General features: G+C 61.5%; 12 protein-coding genes. 4 read left to right on the top strand and 8 right to left on the bottom strand.

The annotated features are described in order from the left end of the window. Nucleotides 1-182 precede the first annotated feature (182 nt). The 4 genes from G5S37_RS19455 to G5S37_RS19440 all read right to left on the bottom strand — a co-directional run bounded on the left by G5S37_RS19455 (nt 183) and on the right by G5S37_RS19440 (nt 3448). On the bottom strand, nt 183-1238 hold the full coding sequence (locus G5S37_RS19455; protein WP_165206110.1) for a hypothetical protein: 1056 nt from the start codon (nt 1236-1238) through the stop codon (nt 183-185). A gap of 291 nt (nt 1239-1529) precedes the next feature. Beyond that, nucleotides 1530-2546, bottom strand: coding sequence for a porphobilinogen synthase (gene hemB, locus G5S37_RS19450; RefSeq protein WP_165211762.1), 1017 nt, complete (start codon nt 2544-2546; stop codon nt 1530-1532). Between the two features lie 29 nt (nt 2547-2575). Beyond that, nucleotides 2576-2956: a hypothetical protein gene (locus G5S37_RS19445; protein WP_165206109.1), complete on the bottom strand. Its 381-nt coding sequence runs from the start codon at nt 2954-2956 to the stop codon at nt 2576-2578. A 135-nt stretch (nt 2957-3091) separates the two neighbouring features. Beyond that, the gene (locus G5S37_RS19440) at nt 3092-3448 is read right to left on the bottom strand and encodes a hypothetical protein (RefSeq protein ID WP_165206108.1); all 357 of its coding nucleotides are present in this window, start codon (nt 3446-3448) and stop codon (nt 3092-3094) included. A 142-nt stretch (nt 3449-3590) separates the two neighbouring features. On the opposite strand from G5S37_RS19440, the gene G5S37_RS19435 reads away from it, so the two are divergent. Then, nucleotides 3591-4190: a hypothetical protein gene (locus G5S37_RS19435; protein ID WP_165206107.1), complete on the top strand. Its 600-nt coding sequence runs from the start codon at nt 3591-3593 to the stop codon at nt 4188-4190. Between the two features lie 548 nt (nt 4191-4738). Then, nucleotides 4739-9667: a CHAT domain-containing protein gene (locus G5S37_RS19430; RefSeq protein ID WP_165206106.1), complete on the top strand. Its 4929-nt coding sequence runs from the start codon at nt 4739-4741 to the stop codon at nt 9665-9667. Between the two features lie 269 nt (nt 9668-9936). On the opposite strand, the gene G5S37_RS19425 is transcribed toward G5S37_RS19430, so the two are convergent. The 3 genes from G5S37_RS19425 to G5S37_RS19415 form a co-directional block, all read right to left on the bottom strand. After that, nucleotides 9937-13284: a ribonucleoside-diphosphate reductase subunit alpha gene (locus G5S37_RS19425; protein ID WP_165206105.1), complete on the bottom strand. Its 3348-nt coding sequence runs from the start codon at nt 13282-13284 to the stop codon at nt 9937-9939. Between the two features lie 108 nt (nt 13285-13392). Beyond that, entirely contained in the window at nt 13393-14478 is a 1086-nt protein-coding gene (locus G5S37_RS19420) for a ribonucleotide-diphosphate reductase subunit beta (protein WP_165206104.1), read from the bottom strand. Between the two features lie 1169 nt (nt 14479-15647). Then, nucleotides 15648-16343, bottom strand: a complete 696-nt coding sequence (locus G5S37_RS19415; RefSeq protein ID WP_165206103.1) for a hypothetical protein — start codon at nt 16341-16343, stop codon at nt 15648-15650. Between the two features lie 296 nt (nt 16344-16639). Here G5S37_RS19415 and G5S37_RS19410 point away from each other — a divergent pair, with 296 nt between their 5' ends. Next, the gene (locus G5S37_RS19410) at nt 16640-20479 is read left to right on the top strand and encodes a PVC-type heme-binding CxxCH protein (RefSeq protein WP_165206102.1); all 3840 of its coding nucleotides are present in this window, start codon (nt 16640-16642) and stop codon (nt 20477-20479) included. 242 nt (nt 20480-20721) lie between these two features. On the opposite strand, the gene G5S37_RS19405 is transcribed toward G5S37_RS19410, so the two are convergent. Next, nucleotides 20722-21219, bottom strand: a complete 498-nt coding sequence (locus G5S37_RS19405; protein WP_206026062.1) for a hypothetical protein — start codon at nt 21217-21219, stop codon at nt 20722-20724. Nucleotides 21220-21598: 379 nt separating this feature from the next. Between G5S37_RS19405 and G5S37_RS19400 the strand changes: the two genes are divergently transcribed. Beyond that, the gene (locus G5S37_RS19400) at nt 21599-23134 is read left to right on the top strand and encodes a sulfatase (protein ID WP_165206100.1); all 1536 of its coding nucleotides are present in this window, start codon (nt 21599-21601) and stop codon (nt 23132-23134) included. The last annotated feature ends 45 nt before the right edge of the window (nt 23135-23179 follow it).

The raw sequence follows: 23179 nt of genomic DNA, 5'->3' as shown, positions 1-23179 counted from the left end.
GGCCTGCACCCCGGCTGCGTGTCACACCCCGCGACTGCCCGCGTCGTGTTTCGCGTGGGTGATGCGTCTATGCGTGCCGGATGCCATTGGGAGCGCTTTGATATGATACCACGGGCTGCCATGCCTGTGGTATACGAGCTCCCGGCCTGTTGCATTGCCGGCTATGCCTTTGCCTAAAACGCCTAGTTAACGAGTCCTATCGCCGCTTTCCACTTGGGGCTCGATGCTTGTTCGATTTTATTCTTTAGGTCCACCTTGAGCTGCTCGCACTTGTCCACCTCAACAAAGAAGGTCTTGTAGCGTTCCGCATGCTTGATGTCATTGAACACTACGGATTCGCCTTCCAGCTTCCAGCCGCCGCGGGTTGCTTCAAGCAGGTCAATGGCTTCCTCGTATTGTGCCGCGATGACCGAGTCCATGGAACGCACCTTGTCGACTTCGGGCTGTGATGCCTCCGTAATGGCCCGGATACGTCCTACCATGACATCCGTTGGCACGCCTTCGAGTTTCAACTTGGCCAAGTCCTGAAGAAAGGCGGCATCTTCCATCTCGGCGATCTCGCGGTGACGGGCCATGACCTCGCGGGCAGCCGCGATGATCTTGCGGGATTGCGAGAAATCGGTGTCAGTAGCGATGCGGTCTGCTGCCAGAAGCTTGTTGATACCGGTCTTCTCAAGCTCCTTCAGGTAGTCTTTATCAAGCCGCGCGGCTGTCTCCTCCAGGGCCTGGAAGACCTTCGCCAGCTTCTCCAGATCTTCCCTGGTTGGGTTGTTGCCGAGAGGACGGCTGTTCGGGGTCGCCACTCCGGCCGCGGTGCCCGATCCAGGTGGGTGGGGATTTGCGATGAGCGGCTGTTTTTGCTTCTCGAAGTCGTACATGGAGGTGGCCATCTCCACCCTGGCGTCCTGATGGCCCTTGATGGCCTTGAACACAAAATAACCCCCGACGGCTAATCCCGCCCCACCAATGATGAGGATGGCCAGCATGATAAAAGTGACGCCGATGCCGTTGGCATTTACCGCGCTGGCTCGCTTGCCTGAGGGCTTGTAGGTTCGGGAACCGGCTTTTTGCTGGGCGGCTGCGCGTGCGGCGGCCTGTTTCTCCTCGAAGGTGGCGACATATTGTACCTGCGGAACATAGACCTGTCCCTTGCAGGAGGGGCAGGTCACAAGGTTTCCGCGGCGGGGTGCCCCGTCTTCAATGGGGTGCTGACAGTGAACGCAGAGAACTTGGGACATGAAGGGCGGAAGCGCGCTGGATACTTTTTTGCGGGGCCGACTATCATGTAAATAATCGTTGGAGCTAGCGGGTTCTTATAACTGGCTTTAGTGATTATGGTAAATGAATGGGGTTTTAGGGAAAAAGTTTAGATTGTTCAACCTGGGAATGCAGGTCCCATGGGCGTAAGCACTGGAGTTCCAGAGCATTGCACAGCCTTGTCTGCCCACGGGCGACGAGGGCTGGGACCGTGACATTTTTGTTCCTTGAGGAGGCGCTGGTGTACTCCTCAAATGGAGAATCTTGCCACGTTATGGCTGAGGGGCAGCGACCTTATCTCCGCCGTTATTGTCGGAGCCGTGCCACTTGGCCACGTCCTTGGCGAAGTAGGTCAGAATCATGTTTGCGCCGGCGCGGCGGATGCCGGTGAGGGTCTCCAGCACCATCTTCTTTTCGTCCAGCCAGCCACTGGCCGCAGCCGCTTTGATCATGAGGTACTCGCCGCTCACGTGATAGGCCGCGATGGGCAGGGTGGTCTTGGCGCGGAGGCGGTGGATGATATCGAGATACAGCGTGGCGGGTTTCACCATCAGCATGTCCGCGCCTTCGGCTTCATCCAGGGCGGCCTCGCGCTCAGCTTCACGCGCGTTGGCGTAGTCCATCTGGTAGGTCTTCTTGTCTCCGAACTTGGGCGCAGAGTCGAGGGCACCGCGGAAGGGGCCGTAGCAGGCGCTGGCATACTTCGCCGTGTAGGAGAGGATGCCCACGTCCGCATAGTCTGCGGCATCCAGCGCACTGCGCAGGGCGGCCACGCGGCCATCCATCATGTCGCTGGGAGAGACGATGTCCGCCCCGGCATCGGCGTGGCAGAGGGCCTGGCTGCAGAGGGCGGCCACGGTTTCGTCGTTGAGGATGCGCCCGTCGTCAGACACGAGGCCGTCGTGCCCGTCTGAGTTGTAGGGATCCAGCGCCACGTCCGTGATGACGGTGAGGGTGGGGAACTCCGCCTTCAGGGCGCGGATGGCGCGGGGCACCAGGCCCTTGGCATTCCAGGCTTCGCTGGCATCCCGCGTTTTCAGCCGGTCGGAGATGGCGGGGAAAAGCACCACGGCTGGCACGCCGAGCGCATGGGCCTCACCGGCTTCCTTCAGCAATCCGTCGACCGTCCAGCGGGTGCAGCCGGGCATGGACTCGATGGGCTGGTCCTCCAGGCCTGCATGCACGAAGAGCGGGTAGATGAGGTGGGACGGCGTGAGCTCCGTCTCGCGAACGAGGTCGCGGATGGCGGCCGTGCGGCGATTGCGGCGGGGACGGATGGGTAGGTTCAGCAAGGGAAGAAGGGGGTGACAGGTGGAAACTAGAAGAGGCCGAGGCGGTGAAAAATGGCGAACAGAAAGCCGCCCAAGAATACAATGAGGGATACGAGCTTCAGCCGCTCCGCGTATGGCTCCAGCCGCTCGCGCAGCCTCCAGAAAAAGTGAAAGTGGAGGAACAGGCCGAGGGCTATGAAGGCTACGACCAGTCCCGTGGCGGCGGTGCCATAGGCGACGACCCTTCCATCAGGGCCGGAGATGTCAGTCTCGTCCGAACTGAGACAGGTAACGCCATACAGCACTATGAAGAATGGAATGACGGCTCCTACAAGCCACGGCTTCAGCCTGCCCCCATCGGAATCGTACGCAAGGGAGTCCGCATCGTCGAACTCGGTGCGGTGGTCCTTGTTGGTCCAGAGAGACATGGGATGGGATGGGGGGAGGGAAACTCTGATCTGTAGCCGCGACTCGGATTCCGTAAACTGGGATCTACCTATGTAACGAGACTGCGACTTTGGCCCTTGCCGCAGGGTCACACGTTTGCCGGTGTCTACGGAAAGTCATGCCCCGCCATGCAGGAATGAGTAAAACAACCCAAGCACAAAGCCGAAGATGCAAAGCACGAGCGAGAGGAACTTGGGCCAGTGGCTGTGAGGCTCCAGGCGCTCACTCCAGTCCCAATAGTAGCGGAAGTGCAGATAGGCCGCACCCGCAAGGTAGGAGAGGGCCACGATGATGCCGCCCGTGCCTGTGATGGTGCCTGCGGAGCCTCCCTTTGAGTAAATCGGGGTGCTGCCTGTGACCAGGCTGTATACCGCGAGGAGGGCGATGCAAACTGGGCCTACCACGCCCGCCGCCAGTTGCTTGAAACGGCCGGTGGTGGGAGTGCGATTGAGATGGTCGTCTTCGCCGAACACAAGAAGGGCTCACGCTAGCCGGTTTTTTTGCCCGGGAAACATCAAAGGTGTAGGTAAACCTCCGAATCGGTTGCAAAGGCCGCCGCCATTCACCTTGCCGCGGTGTTTGGTGCAGGTATATCTGGACCCGATGAAGAGCCCGATGTCCCTCGTCATTCTGCTGTCCGTGGTGATTGCAGGGTATTATACCGCGATCACGATCGGGCCTCGCTTCGGTTTTTTCAAGGACAAGGCGGAGGAAGCCGGGGAGCAGAAGCTGGAGCCTGGAGACCGCCGGCTCCTGGCGGCGCACGGTTGCTCGCTCCACCTTCCGAATGGCTGGGTGGAGAAGAAGGAATCGCGGAGTGCGGTGCTGTTTGAGTTTCCCCGTGGGGCCAAGGACCGTGGTTCCATGATCGTGGACAGCGAAGACTTTCCAGGCACGCTGACGGAGTTCACGCAGGGGCACCTGAAAAACATGATGACCGCGAATCCGGAGATGCAGGTGGTCAGCGAGGGGCCGTTCAAGACGGAAGGGAACATCCCGGCTTACAAGATCACCATGCGCAACCGCATCGGCACGGTCTATCTCGCGCAGGGCATGTATTTCTTCGAGGGACCTCCGGGAAAGAAAATCAAGGTCACCTATGCGGCCTCGGTGGCCGGGGATGACCTGGACCCCATTTTTGATGGGTGCTTGAAGACGCTGCTGCTGCATACGGGGCCGGAGGAGGGGACGGCGCCGACGAGGGTGGAGAAATAGGACACGAGACTGAGCGTCTCGTGACAGGAACACTCCTCGGGAGCCGGATGCGTCCCTGGGCCGATCCAGCTTGCGCGAAGCGCCTTGAGTGCGCGTGCGAAGCACCGCTTTTGAATGGAGCGAACTCGTCATGCTGCGCTGTTGGCGGGTAGGTAGTATCCAGCATCTCACGCGGCATGTTTTCTTTTGAAGCAGCCAGAACGTGAACACCATGCCCTTCGCTCAAAGCGGTGCTTCGCACCGCACTCCAAGGCGCTACGCGCAAGGTGGCACCTCGAGAGGCGCATGATGTCTTCCTCTTGAGCGAACTCACGAGACGTTTCATGGAGACTGGATGGGTCCTTTCGGGGCTCTCATGAAGTTCATCTTTTTGTCCCCGCATCCTCAATTGACTATGCCCGGCCCTCCGCTCTGTTGTGCCGCCGATTCTCCCTGCTCCACATCGACAAATCTGGATGTCTCCCCGCTGTCATTCAGTCTGGACCAACCCCGCCTCGACCTCCGAGTCAAGGTGCGGCGTGAGCTTGCTCTCGCACAGGTGCCGGCCCATGAGACTCGCGGCGTCAGCGTTGTTGCTGGGCTTACTGATAAACACGGCACGTGGCGCGGCAGTGGACGAGGACACGCCGCTGCTGCTGAAGGTGCCGACGGAGGTCCCGCAGCCAGCAGCAACGCCAACACCACCGCCGCCTGCCACTACACCTGAGGCGAAGGAGTCGGCGACGAAGCCAGTGCCAGGACCGGGAGTGGCAGGGTCACCGGCGCCGCCAAAAGAGAAGCAGCAGCCGCAGCACCAGCCCAAACCTGTTGCGCCGCCAGCTTCACCATCGCCAACTCCACCTCCGCTGTATCTCCCGCTTCCGCAGGAGTCGCCGCCGCTGCCGAGAGAGCAGCAATTGCTTCCCATTTCGGAGCCTGAGGAGCAGCCGCCACTGCCCGTGCTGCCCGGTTGGGCGCTGGTGGAGGAGGTGCATGACCTCCTGGGCGGGGGCAAGGTGGGCGCGGCCATGGCGCGGGCGGAGGAGGCGCTGCGTGATGCGGAAGCTTCCGGTGAGTGGCAGGTGGAGGTGGCGGCCCTCTCCGCGCTGGCGAGCGCGCGCATGGCGAGTGCCAACATCACCTCGCGTGAGCTGGAGTCTGGCGGTGAGCTTCTGGAGCGCGCGTTGAAGATTCTGAAGAACCGACCGGAGGTGGATGCGCACTGGGTGGCGGAGATTCACGGGAAACTCGCCTGGCTGGAGATGAACCGGCAGCAGTTCCCGAAGGCGACGGCACACCTGCTCCAGGCAGTGCACGCCAGCCTGGAGAGAAAGAATGATCTCGATCACCAGTGGGAGCAGTGTCGTGCGCTGGCGTCCCTGTGTGATTTCTCCGGCAGCCCGGCAGACTTCACGCTGAAGGAACAGTTCCTCAAGACGCTCCTCATGATGGTGCACGATGCCGCCGGACCAGAGGACCTGCGCGTGCTCGTGCCCATGGACCTGTGGGCGGAGCACGATGAAAGCATCCGCATCAAGGACTACGAGGAGGCTGCCATCACGAGGCGTGCGATACTGGATATCATCATCAAACATGGTGTGATGGATGGGCGTCTCTCCGCCCAGCATCTCGCGCTGGCGGATTTGCTGAGCCTGCACCTCAATCAACCGAAGGAAGCGGAGGAACACTACCGCGTGGCGCTCGAAGTGGAGCTGAGGCAGCCCGGCGTGAACAAACGTCAGGCGGAAATCCGCGACGGACTCGCAAGGCTCACGGGCTACCAGCTCGACAAGGCGGGTGAGCACCTCACGCACACGGAGGAGTCGTGGAGGATATGGAAGAAAGTGGGCACGCTGAGTGACCCGGGCTGCCGCCACGCGCAGGAGCGTCTTGCTGGATTGCTCGCTACGAAGAAGCATGCGGACCGCGCCGAGCCCCTGTACGCGGAGCTGCTGGAGTGGCATCGCAAGCAGGCCCCGCAGGCGGTGGCGTTGGAGTCGGAACCAGTCACGATGCTCCTGCAGGAAAGGGAATCACTGCTGCAGGATGTCTGCCGGTTCTACATGGATGTGGCGGAGAAGCCGCAGCTCGCACTGACTTGCTACGAGGAACTGCTCGAACTGCAAGGACGCCAGCAGGAGGCGGGGCAGCCGGCGCGTGTGCGTACCCTGGTGGCCATGGCCGGACTGCTGCAGAAGCTGGGTCGGAGTGAGGAGGCAAACCAGCGCATCACGAGTGTCCTTCAGGATTTGGAGAAAAAAGCGGCTCTGCATCCGGAGAGTTTCACTGCGGCGGCGGCGAGGGACATGGCGCAGTTCCACACGGTGCTGGGCCGCGGCTACAGTCATGATGGCGCGGATGCGGCTTCGCTGGATCAAGGCCTGCGGCATTTCCAGATGGCTACTGCCCTGCGCCGTGATCTTCTGCGCACGCTATCAACCAACAAGGATAAGGATAAGGAAAAGGACAAGGATGCAGCCGCGTCTGAGGATCGTCGTGCAGTGGTGTGGAGCCTGCTGGATCTGGCGCGCGCGCATGAGCAGCGTGGAGATGTCGCCACGGCGGAGGAGCACTACCGCCGTGCGCTGGCATTCGCCGGGAGCAAGGCGACCAATCCTGGCTGGGTGGAGGCGGCGCAGGCGCTGGCCACCTTCCTCGCGGGAGAGCGTCGTCATACCGAAGCTGTCGCGGTGCTGAGGAAGATTCTGGAAGGCAAGCCCTTGCCCGAGGGCGAGGCGGTGGAAGCGAGGCAGCAGCGTCGTGTGATATTGCAGGAGCTGTATCGCGAGCTGGATCGAGCCGGGGATGATGAAGGCGCGCTGGTGGTGCTGTCCCAGATGGATCGCAACTCGTGGTACACGCCGTGGCAGGTGGAGGAGGAAGAGTTCGTGGCGATTCGCGAGGCACGCATCAAGTGGCGCCAGCGTCACCTCGCTGCTGCGTGGGCGCAGATGCAGGACGTGCTGATGAAACGCCGCGAGCGGCAGGATGAAGCGGGCCTGCTGCAATTGCTGGAGGAGATGATACCGCTGGCGCTGCTGCAGAAGGACAAGATCACCACGGAGCAGTTCATGGCGGAGCGCGTGGCACTGCTGCGCAAGCAGGAGGCGGGTGCAGGTCCGCTGCAGGCCACGCTGCTGGAGCATGCGGGACTGTGGCTTTTCAGCGGGGACAGCCAGCGTGCGCTGGAGGCCATCCAGGGCAGCCAGGCGCTCGGCCCGGTGGGGCAGGCGGCGACCACGCCGCAGACGCGCGCCATCCTCGCGAGCGGTGCGCTGCTGGAAATGTTCACCCTCGCGCAGCGGAAGGAAATGACGGGGGCGAAGGCGGCATGCGAAAGGCTGGCGCAGTACACCACGGGCACGCCCCATGAAGCCATGGTGAAAAAGTTTCTCGAAGAATTGCCCACGACTTCGGAAGCCATGGAGCCCTTTCAAAACGTGGCGCTGCTCACCGTGCTGCATGATCGCGGTGTTGCGGGACGCAGGCTGCTGGAGTGCGCGGTGTCGCTTTGCGAGGAGAAGTATGGCAGCACCTCGGCGGCGGCCATTCTCTTGCGGGAACAGCTTGGCAGTCTGTGCCTGCGACTGGGCGAGCACGGTGCGGCGATTGCGCATTATGAGATTGCGTGGGCCTCGCTCAAGGACAGCGCGGCCATGGCGGTGCAGGGGCGCAAGGGTGTGGTGCTGCAGACCCTGATATCCCTGAGAGCCCGCAGTGGTGACTGGCCGGCGGCGGAGAAGCATGCGCGGGAAATGCTGGATCTCATGACTGCCGTGGCGGGTGCGCAGGTGGTGGGCACGGCACAACTCCACTTCCAACTCGCGGAGTGTGCGGGCCGTCGCGGGGATCGCGAAGTGGCGGGCACTCGCATGCTGGAAGCCTTGCGCGTGCAGGAGCAGGGCATTGCGGATGTAATGCACTCGGGCACGGAGCAGGAGGTGATGCGCCTCGATGCGCAGCGCCGGCAGGCCTTTGATCTGGTGGCGGCCTACGGCAGTGCGGAGGCGATTGCCGGGGCGCTGGTGCGGCAGAAGGGCGTGCTGCTGGATTCCCTGCTGCAGGACAGCCAGATGACTCCTGCGAGCAAGGACATGTCTGCCCAACCGCTGCTGGGCCGTGTGGAGGTGGCGCGGTCTGCGCTGAATACCGCAGCGCGCAATGCGGGTGCCATCACGCTGGAGACGCCGTATGCTGAGGCGCGGACGATTCTGAAGGAACTGGACAAGCGGCGTGAGGACATGGCGGATGCTGAGTCCGCTTTCATGACGCTGCTGGGCGGCACGAACTGGAAGCGGCGTGCGCTGATGACTTCACTCGATGATGTACGCGAGGGCATGCCGGAGGGCGCGGTGCTGCTGGACTACTACCGCCACCGTGAGCCGGGAGGTCTGGAGTATTTCAGTGTCTCCGTACTGCCGAAGAAAGGCGTGGCCCGGCAGGTGCGCCTGGGTGAAGCGGGACTCATCGAGGAGCTTATCAGATTGTATCATCAGGTGATACAACATCATACCAACGAGGCCACCGCCGCCCAGGTGCTCTCGGTGCTGGGCCAGATGCTGGTGGGACAGGCGCTGACGAATTTCGCGGAGCCACCGCAGACGATTATCTTTTGCCCGGATGACGCGCTGCGGACGGTTTCCTTTCCCACGCTGCTGCTGGAACCGGATGGACGTTTCCTCGGGGAACTGATGTCCCTGCGCCAGGTGTCTGCGGCGCGTGACCTGGCCCTGCTGCCACCTGCGGGAACTCCGGCCACGCCCATCGAGTCGCGGAATCAAGTCGAGGCGGCGATGGGAAGCCTGGAGAAGAAACTGCGCGATGAAGCGAAGACGGCAGCGGTGCTGAGTTTCGATGCGCCGTTGTTCTTCCTGCCCACGGTCGATGCTTCACAGGGGCCGGGGTCGCTGGGAAGTGAGCGTGGAGGCACGCCGGCGTGGCGGGCGGGTTTGTTGTTGGACCACAAGGGCGCGGATACGCTGACGGCGTGGAAGGAAGCGTTGCGTGTGGGTATCAGCGAAGGGGGCGGCTCGGGACCTGAGGCCATCTCCAGTGCTGGGGCTGGCGCTGATGTGGAGGACGGCATCTTCACCGCTTCTGAAGTGGCGACGCTGGATCTGCGCAAGACCGCGCTGGCCGCCGTGCCTGCCTGTGTGTCCCGCGTGGACGTGCTGCGACCAAGTTCAGGTGAGGAGAATCTGCTGGCACTGGAGCGCGCCTTCAGTGTGTCCGGCGCGCATCAGGTGCTGCTGTCCCTCTGGCCGGTGGAGGACAAAGCCGTGGCGGCGGAGTTCATGAGCGACCTGCAGAAGAAACTCCAGGATGCAGGTCTCGCAGGGCAGGGGACGGAGGTGAATGCGGATGTCGCAGCGTTGTTTCAAGACGTGCAACGCGAGTGGCTCGTGCGGTTGCGTACGAATGCGAACGGTGGTTTGATCAAAGCCGTGAGTACCGCGGGACCGTTTGTGCTGATGCAGGGGGTGAGGGCGAGGAAGTAGGGGGGGTGGGAGTTGATGGTCTATGGTTGATAGTTGATAGCCTGAGGCGGGAAGGTGTTTTTTTGGGGCAGGTGTTTGTTGTCGCAGAGCAGCAGAGCAGCGAAAGCAGCAAAGGGGGAGAAGGATTGGTGATGTGAGAAACGCTGTGTTCAAGGAGCGCTTCTCACATGATGGGAAAAGAAAAACCCGCGCTGCACAGGCAATGCGGGTTTTCTTATTTTCAATTCTTTGCTGCTTGGCTGCTTTGCGTTAAGCCCCAAGCCGACATCCTACGTGCACGCTTCGCACTCTTTCCCGTTGATCGCCTTGTCACGCTGCGCGGCGAGCCAGGCGGCGTATTCGGCGGGGTCGGCGGCAGGGTTGCCGGAGGGGGAGGCGGTCTTGCCTGCGGCGGCAGCACTCTGACCTCCACCGGAGACGACACCACGCAGTTCCTTTTCCTTCACCACGGAGGAGGCTTCGATGTCCGAGGCGCTCAGGGTGCGGAGGTAGTAGGTGGTCTTCAGACCCTTGCGCCAGGCACCGCGATAGATGCGGGACAGGGTGGCAAGGTCCACGGCGGAGTACCACAGGTTCGTGCTCTGGCTCTGGTCGATCCACTTCTGGCGACGGGCCGCGGCGTCGAGCACGTACTCGGCATCGATGGCGAAGGCGGTGGCGTAGCGCTTCTTCAGCGCGACGGGCACGTTGTCCATGGGCTCCAGCTCACCATTGGAAAGGATGAGCGATTCGCGCATGTCGTTATCCCACAGGCCAATCTTCTTCAGGTCCTTCACGAGGTAAGGATTGAGCATGAGATAGGCGCCGCCGAGGTTCTCCTTGCCGAAGAGGTTCTTGTACAGCGGCTCGATGCACGGGCTGCTGCCCATGATGTTCGAGATCGTCGCGGTCGGAGCGATGGCGATGACGTTGCTGTTGCGCATGCCCTGCTTGGCAATCTTCTCGCGCACCGGCTTCCAGTCGAGCTTGCCGCCACGGGCCACTTCGATGGGCACGCCGCGCTCTTCTTCCAGGAGATCCACGGTGTCCTGCGGGAGCAGGCCGCGGGACCACTTGCTGCCTTCGTAGCTGGAGTAGGTGCCACGCTCGGCGGCGAGGTCGCTGGAGGCTTCGTAGGCGTAGCAGCACACGGCTTCCATGATCTCGTCGTTGAAGGACACGCCTTCTTCCGAACCGAAGGGGATGCCCTTGCGATAGAGCGCGTACTGCAGGCCCATCACGCCGAGACCAATCGGGCGGTGGCGGGTATTCGCACGGCGGGCGGCTTCCGTCGGGTAGAAGTTGATGTCGATCACGTTGTCCAGCGCACGCACGGCCATGCGGATGGTCTCGCGCAGCTTGGTGTGGTCGATGTCGCCGGTGTCGGTGAGGTGATTTTCCAGCACCACGGAGCCCAGGTTGCACACGGCGGTTTCATCCGCACTGGTGTTCAGCGTGATCTCGGTGCACAGGTTTGAGCTGTGGATGACACCCACGTGATCCTGCGGGCTGCGGACGTTGCACGGGTCCTTGAAGGTGATCCAGGGATGGCCGGTCTGGAAGAGGAGCTTCAGCATGCTCTTCCACAGGTCGAGCGCGGGAATCTTCTTCCCGTAGATCTCACCCTTGGAGACCTTCTCTTCATACTCCACGTACTTGCTTTCGAAGGCGCGGCCGTAGAGCTCGTGCAGTTCGGGCACGTCATTGCTGCGGAAGAGCGTCCACTCCTGGCGGGCCTCCATGCGCTTCATGAAGAGGTCGGGAATCCAGTTCGCCGTGTTCATGTCGAACGTGCGGCGGCGGAGGTCACCGGTCTGGTCATGCAGGTGAAGGAAGTCCTCCACGTCGTTGTGCCACGTTTCGAGGTAGGCGCAGCCGGAGCCCTTGCGCTTGCCACCCTGGTTCACGGCCACGAGCTGGTCATTGTGCAGCTTGAGGAAGGGGATGACACCCTGGGATTCACCATTGGTGCCCTTGATGTAGCCACCGGTGCCGCGCACGGAAGTCCAGGAGCCACCGAGACCGCCTGCCCACTTGCTGAGGAAGGCATTCTCCGCGATGCCGCGGATCATGATGGACTCGATGTTGTCATCCACCTTGTACAGGTAGCAGGAGGAGAGCTGCGAGTGCAGCGTGCCGGCATTGAAAAGGGTCGGCGTGCTGGAGCAGAAGCGGCGGCTCTTGTAGAGGGAGTAGAGGTTGATGACCTTCGTCACGCCATCGGTCTTCTCCTGGAGGAAGAGGCCCATGGCCACGCGCATCCAGAAGAGCTGGGGCGTTTCGAGGCGGCGGGAGGGCTTGGTCTTTTTGTCGACGATCAGGTAGCGATCATAGAGGGAGCTGATGCCGAGGAAGTCGAAGTCGAGGTCCGCAGCAGGGTCGAGGGCTTCGGCGAGGCGGTCGAGATCATAGTTCAGCAGGCGGGGGTCGAGACGCTCGATCTCCACACCACGCTGCAGGTTGCGGCGCAGGGCGCGGCGATGGAAGAGGGGCAGCGCTTCGATGCCGTCCTTCACGATGTCCCAGCCGAGCACCTCTTCATATATATAGGTGAGCAGGATGCGCGCGGCGAACTTGGCGAAGTCCGCATCATGGCTGATGAGCGTGCGCGCATTCAGGATGATGGTCTTCTTCAGGTCCTCCTTGGACATTTCCGCGGCGAAGGAGCGGCGGAGTTCCACTTCGATCTCTTCGCGGGTGAGGCAGACATCGAGGCCGAGCAGCGCATACTCCATGCGCTTGCGGAGGTCCAGGCCATCCCAGAGGACGCTGGTGCCATCCGTGGAGCGCACGAGGATGAAGCTGTCCTGCTGGGTATCGCCACCGAGGTCGAGCTGCTGCTGCTGGGAGGTCTCATCCTCGGAGCGGCGCATTTCCTTGCGGTGCGTGCGGTAGGCGATGTAGGCGGCGGCCACCTTGTAGTGGCCCTGGCGCATGAGCTCCTCCTGCACCACGTCCTGCAGGTCCTCGATGTGCACGAACTGGCGCGCTTCATCGGACATGCGGCGGCTCACGGCATCGGCGATGGCCACGGCGGGTTCGGAATTCACTTCCAGGGAGAGGAAGGCCTTGCGGACGGCGGACTCAATCTTGCTCTGGTTCCACGGCACGGCTTCACCGTTGCGCCGGATGACTTTGGTCGGAACCATCACGGGCTGGGGATTGGCCGTGTTATGGACGGGGATGTGGCTCTGCATGCGGGTCACGACACTGCGTGCAAGGTCATGCTGATTATAACGAACGAGGGTGCGCTCGATGATGCGGTAGATTTCCTCCGAGCGGAGCACGGGAGCACCCTGCTGGTCCCGCAGTTCGGTCTCGCTGGTGCGGCGGGCGAGTTCATCCGCCACGGTGAGGGCGATGGTACGGACGAGGTCGCGGTTCCGCTCGGTGTAGATTTCATCCTGCTTTTTGCGAGAGAGCTGGAGGTCGGCGAGGGCGTTGCCCACCGTGTCCGCGATTTCCCCCATGTCGAAGGGGCGGCGCATGCCGTCCACCTCCACCTCCATGCCGGGCTCCAGGAGCTCGGAGCAGCCGCTGGCAAGGCCGCGCCAGTCGAAGTGCGGGCGTTGTTCCTTGGACAGGTTGGCAAGGCGCTTGAGCGCCCTGTCTTCATCGATCAGGTGGCGGGAAATCATGGCTGTAGAGGGAGTGTCGGTTGGCGGAGAGAGGCGCAGGGAACGGTGATCCCTGCCGGCGCGCCCCTCTCCAGGGCCATGGCCGGCAGGCCGGATGAAGGTGGTTGGTTAAAACTCGTCGTCGCTGCCGACGACAAGGGAGCCACGAGTCTGGTACTCGGTGACCTTCTGTTCGAAGAAGTTGGTCTCCTTCTTCACGTCCATGACTTCGATGAGCCATGGGAGCGGGTTCTTGATACCCGGGTTGAGCAGGGGCAGGCCCACGCCGGTGAGGCGGCGGTCAGCGATGTAGTCGATGTATTGCTCAAATTCCTCGGCGCTCAGGCCCACGGCGCCCACGGGGAGGCAGTCGCGGATGAACTCCTTCTCCAGCGCCACGGCTTCGCGCATGATGTCCACGAGCTGGCTCCGGAATTCCGGGCTCCAGATATCGGGGTTCTCATCCACGAGGTCCATGAACAGGTTGCGGAAGAGCTCGATGTGGTTGCTCTCATCCCGCAGCGTGTAGCGGAACATCTGGCCGATGCCGGGGAACTTGTTCTGCCGGTAGAGGGACAGGATCATCCCGAAGAGTCCGTAGAACTGGGTGCCCTCCATGCACTGGCCGAAGACGAAGATATTCTGCGCGAGGAGGCGCTTATTCTCGGTCACCGTGAGGTCGAGGTCGCGGCGCAGGGCGTGCGACACACGGGTGACAAATTCGTTCTTCTTCTTGATGGACTCCACCTGCTCGAACATGGCCTCGCACTCGTGCGGGTTGATGCCCAGGCTGGAGATCATGTAGAGGAGGCTGTCCGCGTGGATGTTCTCCTCATGGGCGTGGCGACCCAGCACGAGCTTCAGCTCAGGGGCGGTGACGAGCTCACGCACCACGTGCATGACATTGTCCCCCACGATGCCCTCGGCAGCGGAGAAGTAGCCGATGCCCATCATGATGATCCAGCGCTCGGTCTCGGTCAGCGCATTCGGGGAGCGCCACTGTTCGGCGTCCTTCTGCATGCTGATGTCCTCCGGCTCCCAATGGTTGGCCTTCATCTTCTTGTACAGGTCGTAGGTCCACTTGTACTTGAGGGGAAGAAGGTTGAAGGCCTCGGTCTTGCGACCGTTGATGATGCGCTTGGCGTTGTAGGCGGCCTCGGCTTTATCGTGGTCGAGGACGAATTTGCGGTCACCAATCTGGTAGGTCTTTTCCATGGCTGCGACGGGAGGTGGAAATTGTGGTTGAAGGGGGCGGGTAAGTGATGGAAGTGACGTGAGCGTTACAAGCCAACTGAACCGCGGAGGACCTCAACAAGCGGCGGGGGGTGTTTTAAGACCACCATATCTTGGTCGCGCGGTTCGCATCATGCACAATATGTGGGGGGCGATCCAGCAAAAACTACCACCGGTTGCGGCATGGAGGATTGGTTTCACGCAATCAGTAGGGCTGGAGCGCGAAAATATTTTCGGCGCGTGAAAAGAGATGGAGCAAAAACGGGCAATTTCTCCAGACACGTGCGTGTGTCATAAATGCCATCTTAAGGTGTTCAGGATGAATAGTCTTACCTGCCAGATAGCTAAGAAAGGTTAAGGTTTGCGATTTAACAAAATTGTTCAAAAAAACAGTAGTCTGGCGACTGGATACGGGTGGAAAGGGGGGTGAGGCTGCATTTTCGGCACAAAATGGGGCGGAAAATGAGGAGTGAGGGCACGAGTCGACAAGGCCGGGCAAATGTGAAGCGGCTTGTGTCTGAAAGGAGCGCGGACACTCCTGTCCGCTACTGGGGATGAAACCAGCTATCTTCGGTCTCGCAGGCGAGGCCGGGTTTCCAGCAGCAGCTTCTGAGATGCGACCTTGAAGGTTCTATGCGTACCGAGCTCGCGGTGCCACAGAACGGCGGACAAGAGTGTCCACGCTCCTTTTGGTGGCTGCCACCTGGCTTTTGTGTGGGAACCCGGGATTGCCTTGGGTCGCTTAGCGAACGCTGAGCGTGTCGATAACGAGTCGCTGAGCGTGACGCTGAGCGTATCGCTGAGCGCGACGATAGCGTTACGCCACCACCCACCACCCACCCCGATATATATATATATATAGCTTGCTGTCTCTCCCCCTTATACCCCGCAGGGGGGGTGAAGTGTGATGTGGTGTGTGATATCCGGCTGGAGGCGTGGCTTCGAAGAAGGGAAAGGAGCGTGGCCTTTCCAGGTCGCTGGGTGACCTGGTCTTCAGGCACCAGACTTCGGGTGCCGCGACGAAGGTAGCGTCCGCTTCAGCCGAATGGAATGGGGGTGAAACTGCCTCCAGAGCTTGCCACGTCGCCTGAATTCGGCTGAAGCCGAAGCTGTTTTTTTGGGGGCCTTGCGCCATCCGCTTGCACGCCCACTCACTCCGCCTTCTGCAAGACATCCAGCACCACCCCCTTGGGGAATTTCACCGGATCGAGGGCACGCTCGAAGGGGTCTTTCCCAGTCGGATTTTTGGCCAGACCCACGGTGCTGCTCCACCAGAAAGCATCGACCTTTTGGAGGAAGGCGGTGCCGTCGAGGGAAGAGCGGACGATGCCCTTGGACCAGGTGCGGCCTTTGGTGGCGGTACCTCTGGCGGCGTAGTTCCACTGCGGTGGCCAGGAGGCGATTGCCGGATTTTCGTAGACCAGGGGGACGGAGTCGGGCGTGTCCTTGCCAACTCCGGCGGTCATGGCCCAGTGATTCTCGCCAGCCTCCAGGGCTTTCGTAAACTGTGGCTCGGAGCCCACTTGGCCGTCGGGGTGGAAGGGACTGAAGGGGCATCCGAACCACATTTCGTTATCGAGGTAGTGCTCCGTGAAGAGCAACCGGAAGGCTTCGTTGGAAGAGCGCGGCTGATCCAGGGCGGAGTCGGGCATCTCCCCGTTGTGATCGTCGGCATAGGCTTTCAGCGCCATGGTTATCTGACGGCAGTTGGAGAGGCACTCGACGAGATTGCCCTGCTCACCGGCACGCTGCATGAGGATGTACAGGCCGAGAGGCGTGATGATGACCACGGCGAGCACCACGATGAGCATGGGGACATTGAGGCGCGTGCAGGGTTCCTGGGTCATGGGACGGGGTCGAGAAATCGATGGATGGCTGTTTTGCCACAGGACCACTGCAGCACAGGACGGCGTACGAAGCGAGTCGCTTGTGAACGGGGGGCGAACTGCGCAAATGCTGGGTCCAGTGCAAAAGCAGCTTGCCGCGTTTTCGAGGTGGGTTATGGTGTTTAGTCACCCTAAAGGGCATTGTCCAAACTTTCCGGGGAGGGCGGTGTCTTGGCTCAGTTCAGCTCACTCTGGGATTCACCTCCCGCCTTGCCTCCCAGCCGATTTGGCGGATGCTTGGCGCCCTCATTTTTCCTATGCTCCGCCCCGGCGTTCTTTTCCTGCTCATCACGGTCTCGCTCCCGCTTGCTTTCGTGACTCTCACGGCCCCGGTCCAGGGGGCGCAGACGTCTGCCTCGTCGAAGAAGAAATCGACTGCAGCGGCCTCATCGAAGTCGAAGGCTGAAACCAGTGCGAAGGCCAAGGGGAAGGGGAAAACTTCTGACGCGACCGACGCGAAAAAGAAGGCCGAGACGACTCCCGCACCTACGCCTGCACCCGCAGCCGTACCCGTCGCGCCTCCGGTGCTGCCGGATGAGGAGGACAAGCCCGTACCGGTGCCGCCGCTGCCGAACCAGAAGCTGCAGCTGCACAAGTGGTCCGGCGCGCTCAACGTTCCTGACCCGGTGGCGGTCACGGTGGACCCGCAGGGCCGCGTGTACGTGACGCAGACGACGCGCCGCAAGGTGGGGGACCTCGATATCCGCGAGCATACGGACTGGATTCCCAATGACGTGGCGCTGGAGAGCATCGAGCAGAAGCAGGCCTTCTACCATGACGTGCTCGCGCCGGGCAAGACGCTCCGCCCACGTGGCAGCCTGAAGGACCACAACAAGGATGGCTCGATCGACTGGAAGGACCTGACCGTGCACACCGAGCGCATCTACCGCCTGGTGGACACGGACAAGGACGGCACGGCGGACAAGATCACGCTCTTCGCCGACGGCTTCAACACGGAGGTCACGGGCATCGCCGCCGGCATCCTGTACCATGACGGCTGGGTGTACTGCACCATCGCGCCGGACCTGTGGCGCTTGCGCGACACGAATGACGACGGCGTGGCGGACGAGCGCGAGGTCGTGGCGCATGGCTTCGGCCACCACATTGCCTACGCCGGGCATGACATGCACGGCCTGACCCTGGGACCGGACGGTCGCATTTACTGGACCATCGGTGACAAGGGCGTGAACGTCACCACGAAGGATGGCCGGCACGTCGCGAAGCCGCATGAGGGCTGCGTGCTGCGGTGCGAGCCGGATGGGAGGAACTTCGAAATCTTCGCCCACGGCCTGCGGAATGTGCAGGAGATCGCCTTTGACCAGTACGGCAACCTCTTCGGCGTGGACAATGACGCGGACAAGACGGGCGAGAAAGAGCGCTTCGTGTACATCACGGAGGGCAGCGACTCCGGATGGCGCTGCACCTACCAGTACATGAAGGGCTGGATTCCCTGGATGGACGAGGGCCTGTGGAAGCCTCGCCACGCGGGACAGCCAGAGTACATCACCCCGCCACTGGCTCAGGGTCACGATGGTCCTGCAGGTTTTGTCTTTAATCCCGGAACGGCACTCGCGGCTCCGTGGCAGGGGGCGTTCTTCGGAAACCAGTTCCCCAGCGGCAAGATGAATGTCTTCCGCGTGGCTTCGGCTGGGGCGTCCTTCACCGTGACGCAGGATGCGACGGTGAACAGCGGCGTCATGGGCATCGGCATGAGCTGGGGTCCTGAGGGCAAGCTCTACCTGGCCGACTGGATGGGTGGCTACCCGCTGGATGAACTGGGTGCCATCTGGACCGTGGATGACCCGACGGGTACGGACAGCACGGAGCGGCAGGAGACGCTGACCCGCCTGCGTGAGGGCTTCAGCAATCCCGATGCTGTGGAGCCGCTGGCCTACCTCGGACATGCGGACCAGCGCGTGCGTCTGGCGGCACAGTTTGAGATTGTAAAGCGGCTTGAGTTCTCTCGTTTGGTGGAAGTTGCGAAGAATCCGAATCAGCCGCGCCTCGCCCGCATCCACGCGCTGTGGGGACTGGGTCAGGGCATGCGCAATGGCAATGTGTCGCAGGAGCAAACGGTAGCGCCGCTTATCACGGCGCTGGTGGAAGACAAGGACCTCGAAGTCCGTGCCCAGCTCGCGAAGGTGGTGGGAGATATCTATGCGAATCGTGACATCGGTCATCTGCTGCTGCCGCTGCTCAAAGATCGCAGTCCTCGGGTGCGCTTCCATGCGGCCATGGCACTGGGCAAGCTGCAGATCAGACAGGCATTGCCGGAAGTGCTGACGCAGCTCACTCTCAATGCGGATAAGGACGTCTACCTGCGCCATGCGCTGGTGACCGCCCTCTACGGCTGCTCAACCGATCTGGAAGCGCTCGCGACGCATGAGTCGCGCTCGGTGCGTCTTGCCGCAGTGCTGGCGTTGCGTCGCCGGGCGCATGAGACTGTTGCCACGTTTCTTGCGGATAAAGATGATGCGGTGGCCACGGAGGCTGCTCGGGCGATTCACGATGACGAGTCCATCATGGCGAAACTGCCGGAGCTGGCGGCTACTTTGGATTCAAAGCGAGTGTTCCCTGATGCATTTACCCGTCGTGCGCTGAATGCGAATTTCCGCATCGGTGATGCCGCCGGAGCCGAGCGCGTGGTGGGTTATGCCCTTCGTGAAGATGCGTCGCCCGCGCTACGAAATGAGGCGCTGACGTTGCTCACTCTCTGGGTCACGCCACCTCCGCTCGACCGTGCGGATGGTCGCGCCTACAAGCTCGAAGCGCGCGATGAACATGCCATCGCCGAGGTGCTGCGTCCGCATCTGGACCAGCTGCTCGCTCTCAAGGAGCCGGAGCTGAGGACGCTGGCCATCCAGATTCTCATCACCTACAACCTGCCGGTCGATGCCCCCATTGCGGCTGCTGCGGTAATGGAAGCTAGTGCGCCTGCGGAGACCCGCATCGGCGCGCTGCAACTGCTCGCCACCCAGCATGGTGGCTCCGAGGAACTGCGCAAGACTTTGACCGCGCTGGTGGAAGGCAAGGCGCCGACGCCGGATAAAGATAAGGCCGAGGCTCAGTCCAAAGAGAAAGAAAAAGGAAAAGGGAAATCAAAGACTCAACCCAAGACCCAGACGCAGGCTCCGTCCCCGGCACTGGCGCAGACGCCCGAGACCCTGCGCATCGCGGCGTTGGAAATCCTGGCGCGTGAGAAGCCGGACGTGGCCATCGAGCTGGCTGGGAAACTGCTCGGCTCCGGCTCCACCCTGGAAAAGCAGAAGTGCCTTGCCCTGCTGGCTGAGCTGAAGATGGACGCGGCAGATGCCGTGCTGACGAAGGAGATGGAACAGCTCGTCGCTGGCAAGTGCCCGCCGAGCCGCCAGCTCGATGTGCTGGAAGCCGTGCAGGCCCGCGCTGCGGATGTGGCAGCGCTGAAGGAAAAGCTGGATGCCTTTGAAGCCGCCCGCGCCGGAGCCGTGGGTACGGTGGGTGCCTATCTGGAGTGCCTGGAAGGCGGCAGCTCTGTTGAGGGCAAGGACATCGCACTGGAGCACCTCGCCGCGAACTGCACCGCGTGCCATCGCTTCGACTCGAAGGAAGGCAGCACCGTGGGCCCGCTGCTCAGCGGCATCGGCGCGCAGAAGGATCGCACCTACCTGCTGGAGTCCCTGGTGAATCCCGTGGCGCAGATCGCGCCGGGTTACGGCATGGTCTCCCTCACACTGAACGACGGCAAGTCCTACGCCGGCGTGGTGGTAAAGGAAGACGCCGAGACCGTGGAACTCAAACTCGCGGATGGTTCCGTGAAGAAGGTGGATGTGGCCGAGATCACCGTTAAGACCCCGCCGATTTCCGTGATGCCGCCGATGAGTGCGATGCTGACGAAGCGGCAGCTGCGTGATCTGGTGGCCTATCTGTCCGGGTTGAAGAGTGGTGGTAGCAGCAGCGGCTCAGGCTCGAAGAAGGTTGCCGTGAAGGAAACGGAAACCGGCGAGCATGAAGTGGCGGATGATGGGGACGGGAAGAAACCCGGTGAAAAGGTGGAAGAGGTGAGCGCCAAGAAGCCAGCGGCGGAGAGTGGGAGTGCGAGTGGGAAGAAGAAGGGGTGAGGGTTCGTGCAGGTGTTAAATCGTGATTGAGCGGGATGTGGACATGTGACGACCAGATGTATCTTTGCCGTGCGGAAATACTTTGCGGCTGTGTTGATGATGCAGCCGCTGTAAATTTGAATCGGAACGCTTTGCGTCGTGGAGTGCGGTGGCAAGCGCTAAGGCGCGACACCGCTTTGAACGAAGCGACTGATGTGCCAACTCTGGCCGCGCGTTCCAAATCCCAATGGCTCCGTAAAGCACTACCAGTCCACGGATGGCTCAAAGTCGTCTTTCACCTGCACCCGGCCTGTCTGGAATCGGTAGATTGCTTTGACCTGTGCAGGTGAAGATGTCCGCTCGAACCATGATGCCGAGCACCAAGGATACTGGGAGGCTACCTTCACCAATCCATGTTTGACCGGATTCTGATGGACGTAGTTTAACCTCGCAAAGTAGGAACGCTGATTGCTAAGGAACGTGTCCCAATAGTTGTACCAGACTTTGCGTTCTTCTACACCGTCCTCATGGTTGACCTGCTTGGTGGTTTGTTCGTGAAGCAGGCCCAGCATCCATGGGAGTTTCGAAGCGGATTCACGGTCTTCACAATGGGCAACGAAGTGGTAGTGGTTGGAGAAGACTGCCCACGCTTGAAGCCTCCAACCGTAGTTGAGGCAGCATTGCAGCAGGTTGTCATGCAGCCGTGAAAGTCGTCCTTTGCCGCGGAAGTGATGTTGCTTTTCGTAGGTGGACGCAGTCACGAAGTACGCCCCACCTTCCAACAGCCGATGCGTTGGAGCATGTGGCCATGAGACTTTTTCACCTGCGCTCATTGGTGAAGGTTATTGCATGGATGCGCAAAAGCAACCTGGCTTCTGGAATCAGGGATGTCGGTCAGGGTGAAGGCGCAGGGCTATCGAAGGTATTGGATACACAAACACGGTTGGAACACCAGTCGCTTCGTTCAAAGCGGTGTCGCGCCTTAGCGCTTGCCCCCGCACTCCACGACGCAAAGCCCTTCCTCCAGGTGCCTGATGAGAACGAACCACTGTCGTTGTTGGATACTTCTCGTTCTCCATCATTTGACCCACCTCGCATGTTTCCCCCGCAAGATCCCACCCCCACCTCCGTTCACCCGCGATGTTCAAGCGACTCGTCATCACCGCAGCATCCACCATCTCCCGCGCCATTGCGTTTCTCGCCGGCGCTGCTGCTCTCGCGACATCAGCCACCACCACTGCTGCAACCACCTCAACACCCAACATCGTCTTCATCATGGCGGATGACCTGGGGTACACGGATGTCCATTGCTTCGGCAGCCAGTACTACGAGACGCCGAACATCGACCGGCTTGCGGAGCAGGGGATGAAGCTCACCAGTTATCATCAGTGCCAGAACTGCCAGCCCACCCGCGCGGCGCTCATGACGGGGCAGTATGGCCCGCGCACCGGCGTGTACACGGTGGGTGGGATTGAGCGCTTCGACTGGCGCTCGCGCCCGCTGCGTCCGGTGGACAACGTCGATGAACTGCCGCTGGAGAAGAAAACCGTGGCTGAGTCGATGAAGGCGGCGGGGTATGCCACGGGCATGTTCGGCAAATGGCATCTCGGCAACGATGGCGCGCATCATCCCGGCGAGCGTGGGTTTGATGAAGCCATCGTGAGCATGGGGAAGCATTTCAACTTCAACACGAATCCCGAGGTGGAGGTGCCTGAAGGTGCGTACCTCGCGGACTTCCTCACGGACAAGGCAGTGGACTTCATCACGCGCCACAAGGACAAGCCCTTCTTCCTGTATCTGCCGCACTTCGGCGTGCATTCACCTCATGAGGCGAAGAAGGACCTCATCGAGCATTTCAAACCGAAGGCGCCTGCCGGTGGGCACGACAATCCCACGTACGCCGCGATGATCGCCAGTGTGGATGAGAGCGTGGGCCGTGTGATGGAGACGCTGGAGAAGCTGGGGCTCGCGGAGAATACCGTGCTCATCTTCACCAGTGATAACGGTGGTGTGGGTGGCTATGCGCGGGAGGGCATCAAGAAAGCGGGCGACGTCACCGACAATGCCCCGCTGCGCAGTGGCAAGGGAAGCCTGTATGAAGGCGGCACGCGCGTGCCCTTCGTCGTGCGCTGGCCCGGGGTGGTGAAGCCCGGCAGCACCAGCGATGTGCCGGCGATTCACGTGGATATCTTCCCCACGCTGCTGGAGCTTGCGAAGGGAACGGCTCCCGAGGGTCAGGTGCTGGATGGTGAAAGCCTCGTGCCGCTCTTCCGAGGCGGTGATGTCAGCGGCAGCGGCACCGCGAAGCTGAAGCGTGAGGCGATTTATCAGCACTTCCCCGGCTATCTCGGTGCTGGGGAGAACTCCTGGCGCACCACGCCCGTGGCCGCGGTCATCAGCGGTGATTGGAAGCTGATGGAGTTCATGGAAGACAAACGCGTGGAGCTGTACAACCTGAAGGAGGACATCGGCGAAACGAAGAACCTCGCCACGACGGAGCCGGAGAAGGCAAAGGCGCTGCTTGAAAAGCTGCATACCTGGCAGCAGGAAATCAAAGCCCCGATGCCCACGCCGAACACCGAGCAGGGACAGCCCACGCCGGAGAAGAAGGGTGGCAAAGGGAAAGGCAAGGGCAAGAAGGCGAAGGCTGCGGCAGCTGGTGCGGCTGATGAATGAGTGAGTGTCGCTTCGCCGTTTCACATACAAGGCCGACAGTCCAAG

It is taken from the genome of Roseimicrobium sp. ORNL1 (genome assembly GCF_011044495.1).
In the GTDB taxonomy this organism is placed as follows: domain Bacteria; phylum Verrucomicrobiota; class Verrucomicrobiia; order Verrucomicrobiales; family Verrucomicrobiaceae; genus Roseimicrobium.
Note: the sequence above shows the minus strand (reverse complement) of the source record. Positions and strands in the feature narration are given on the sequence as shown.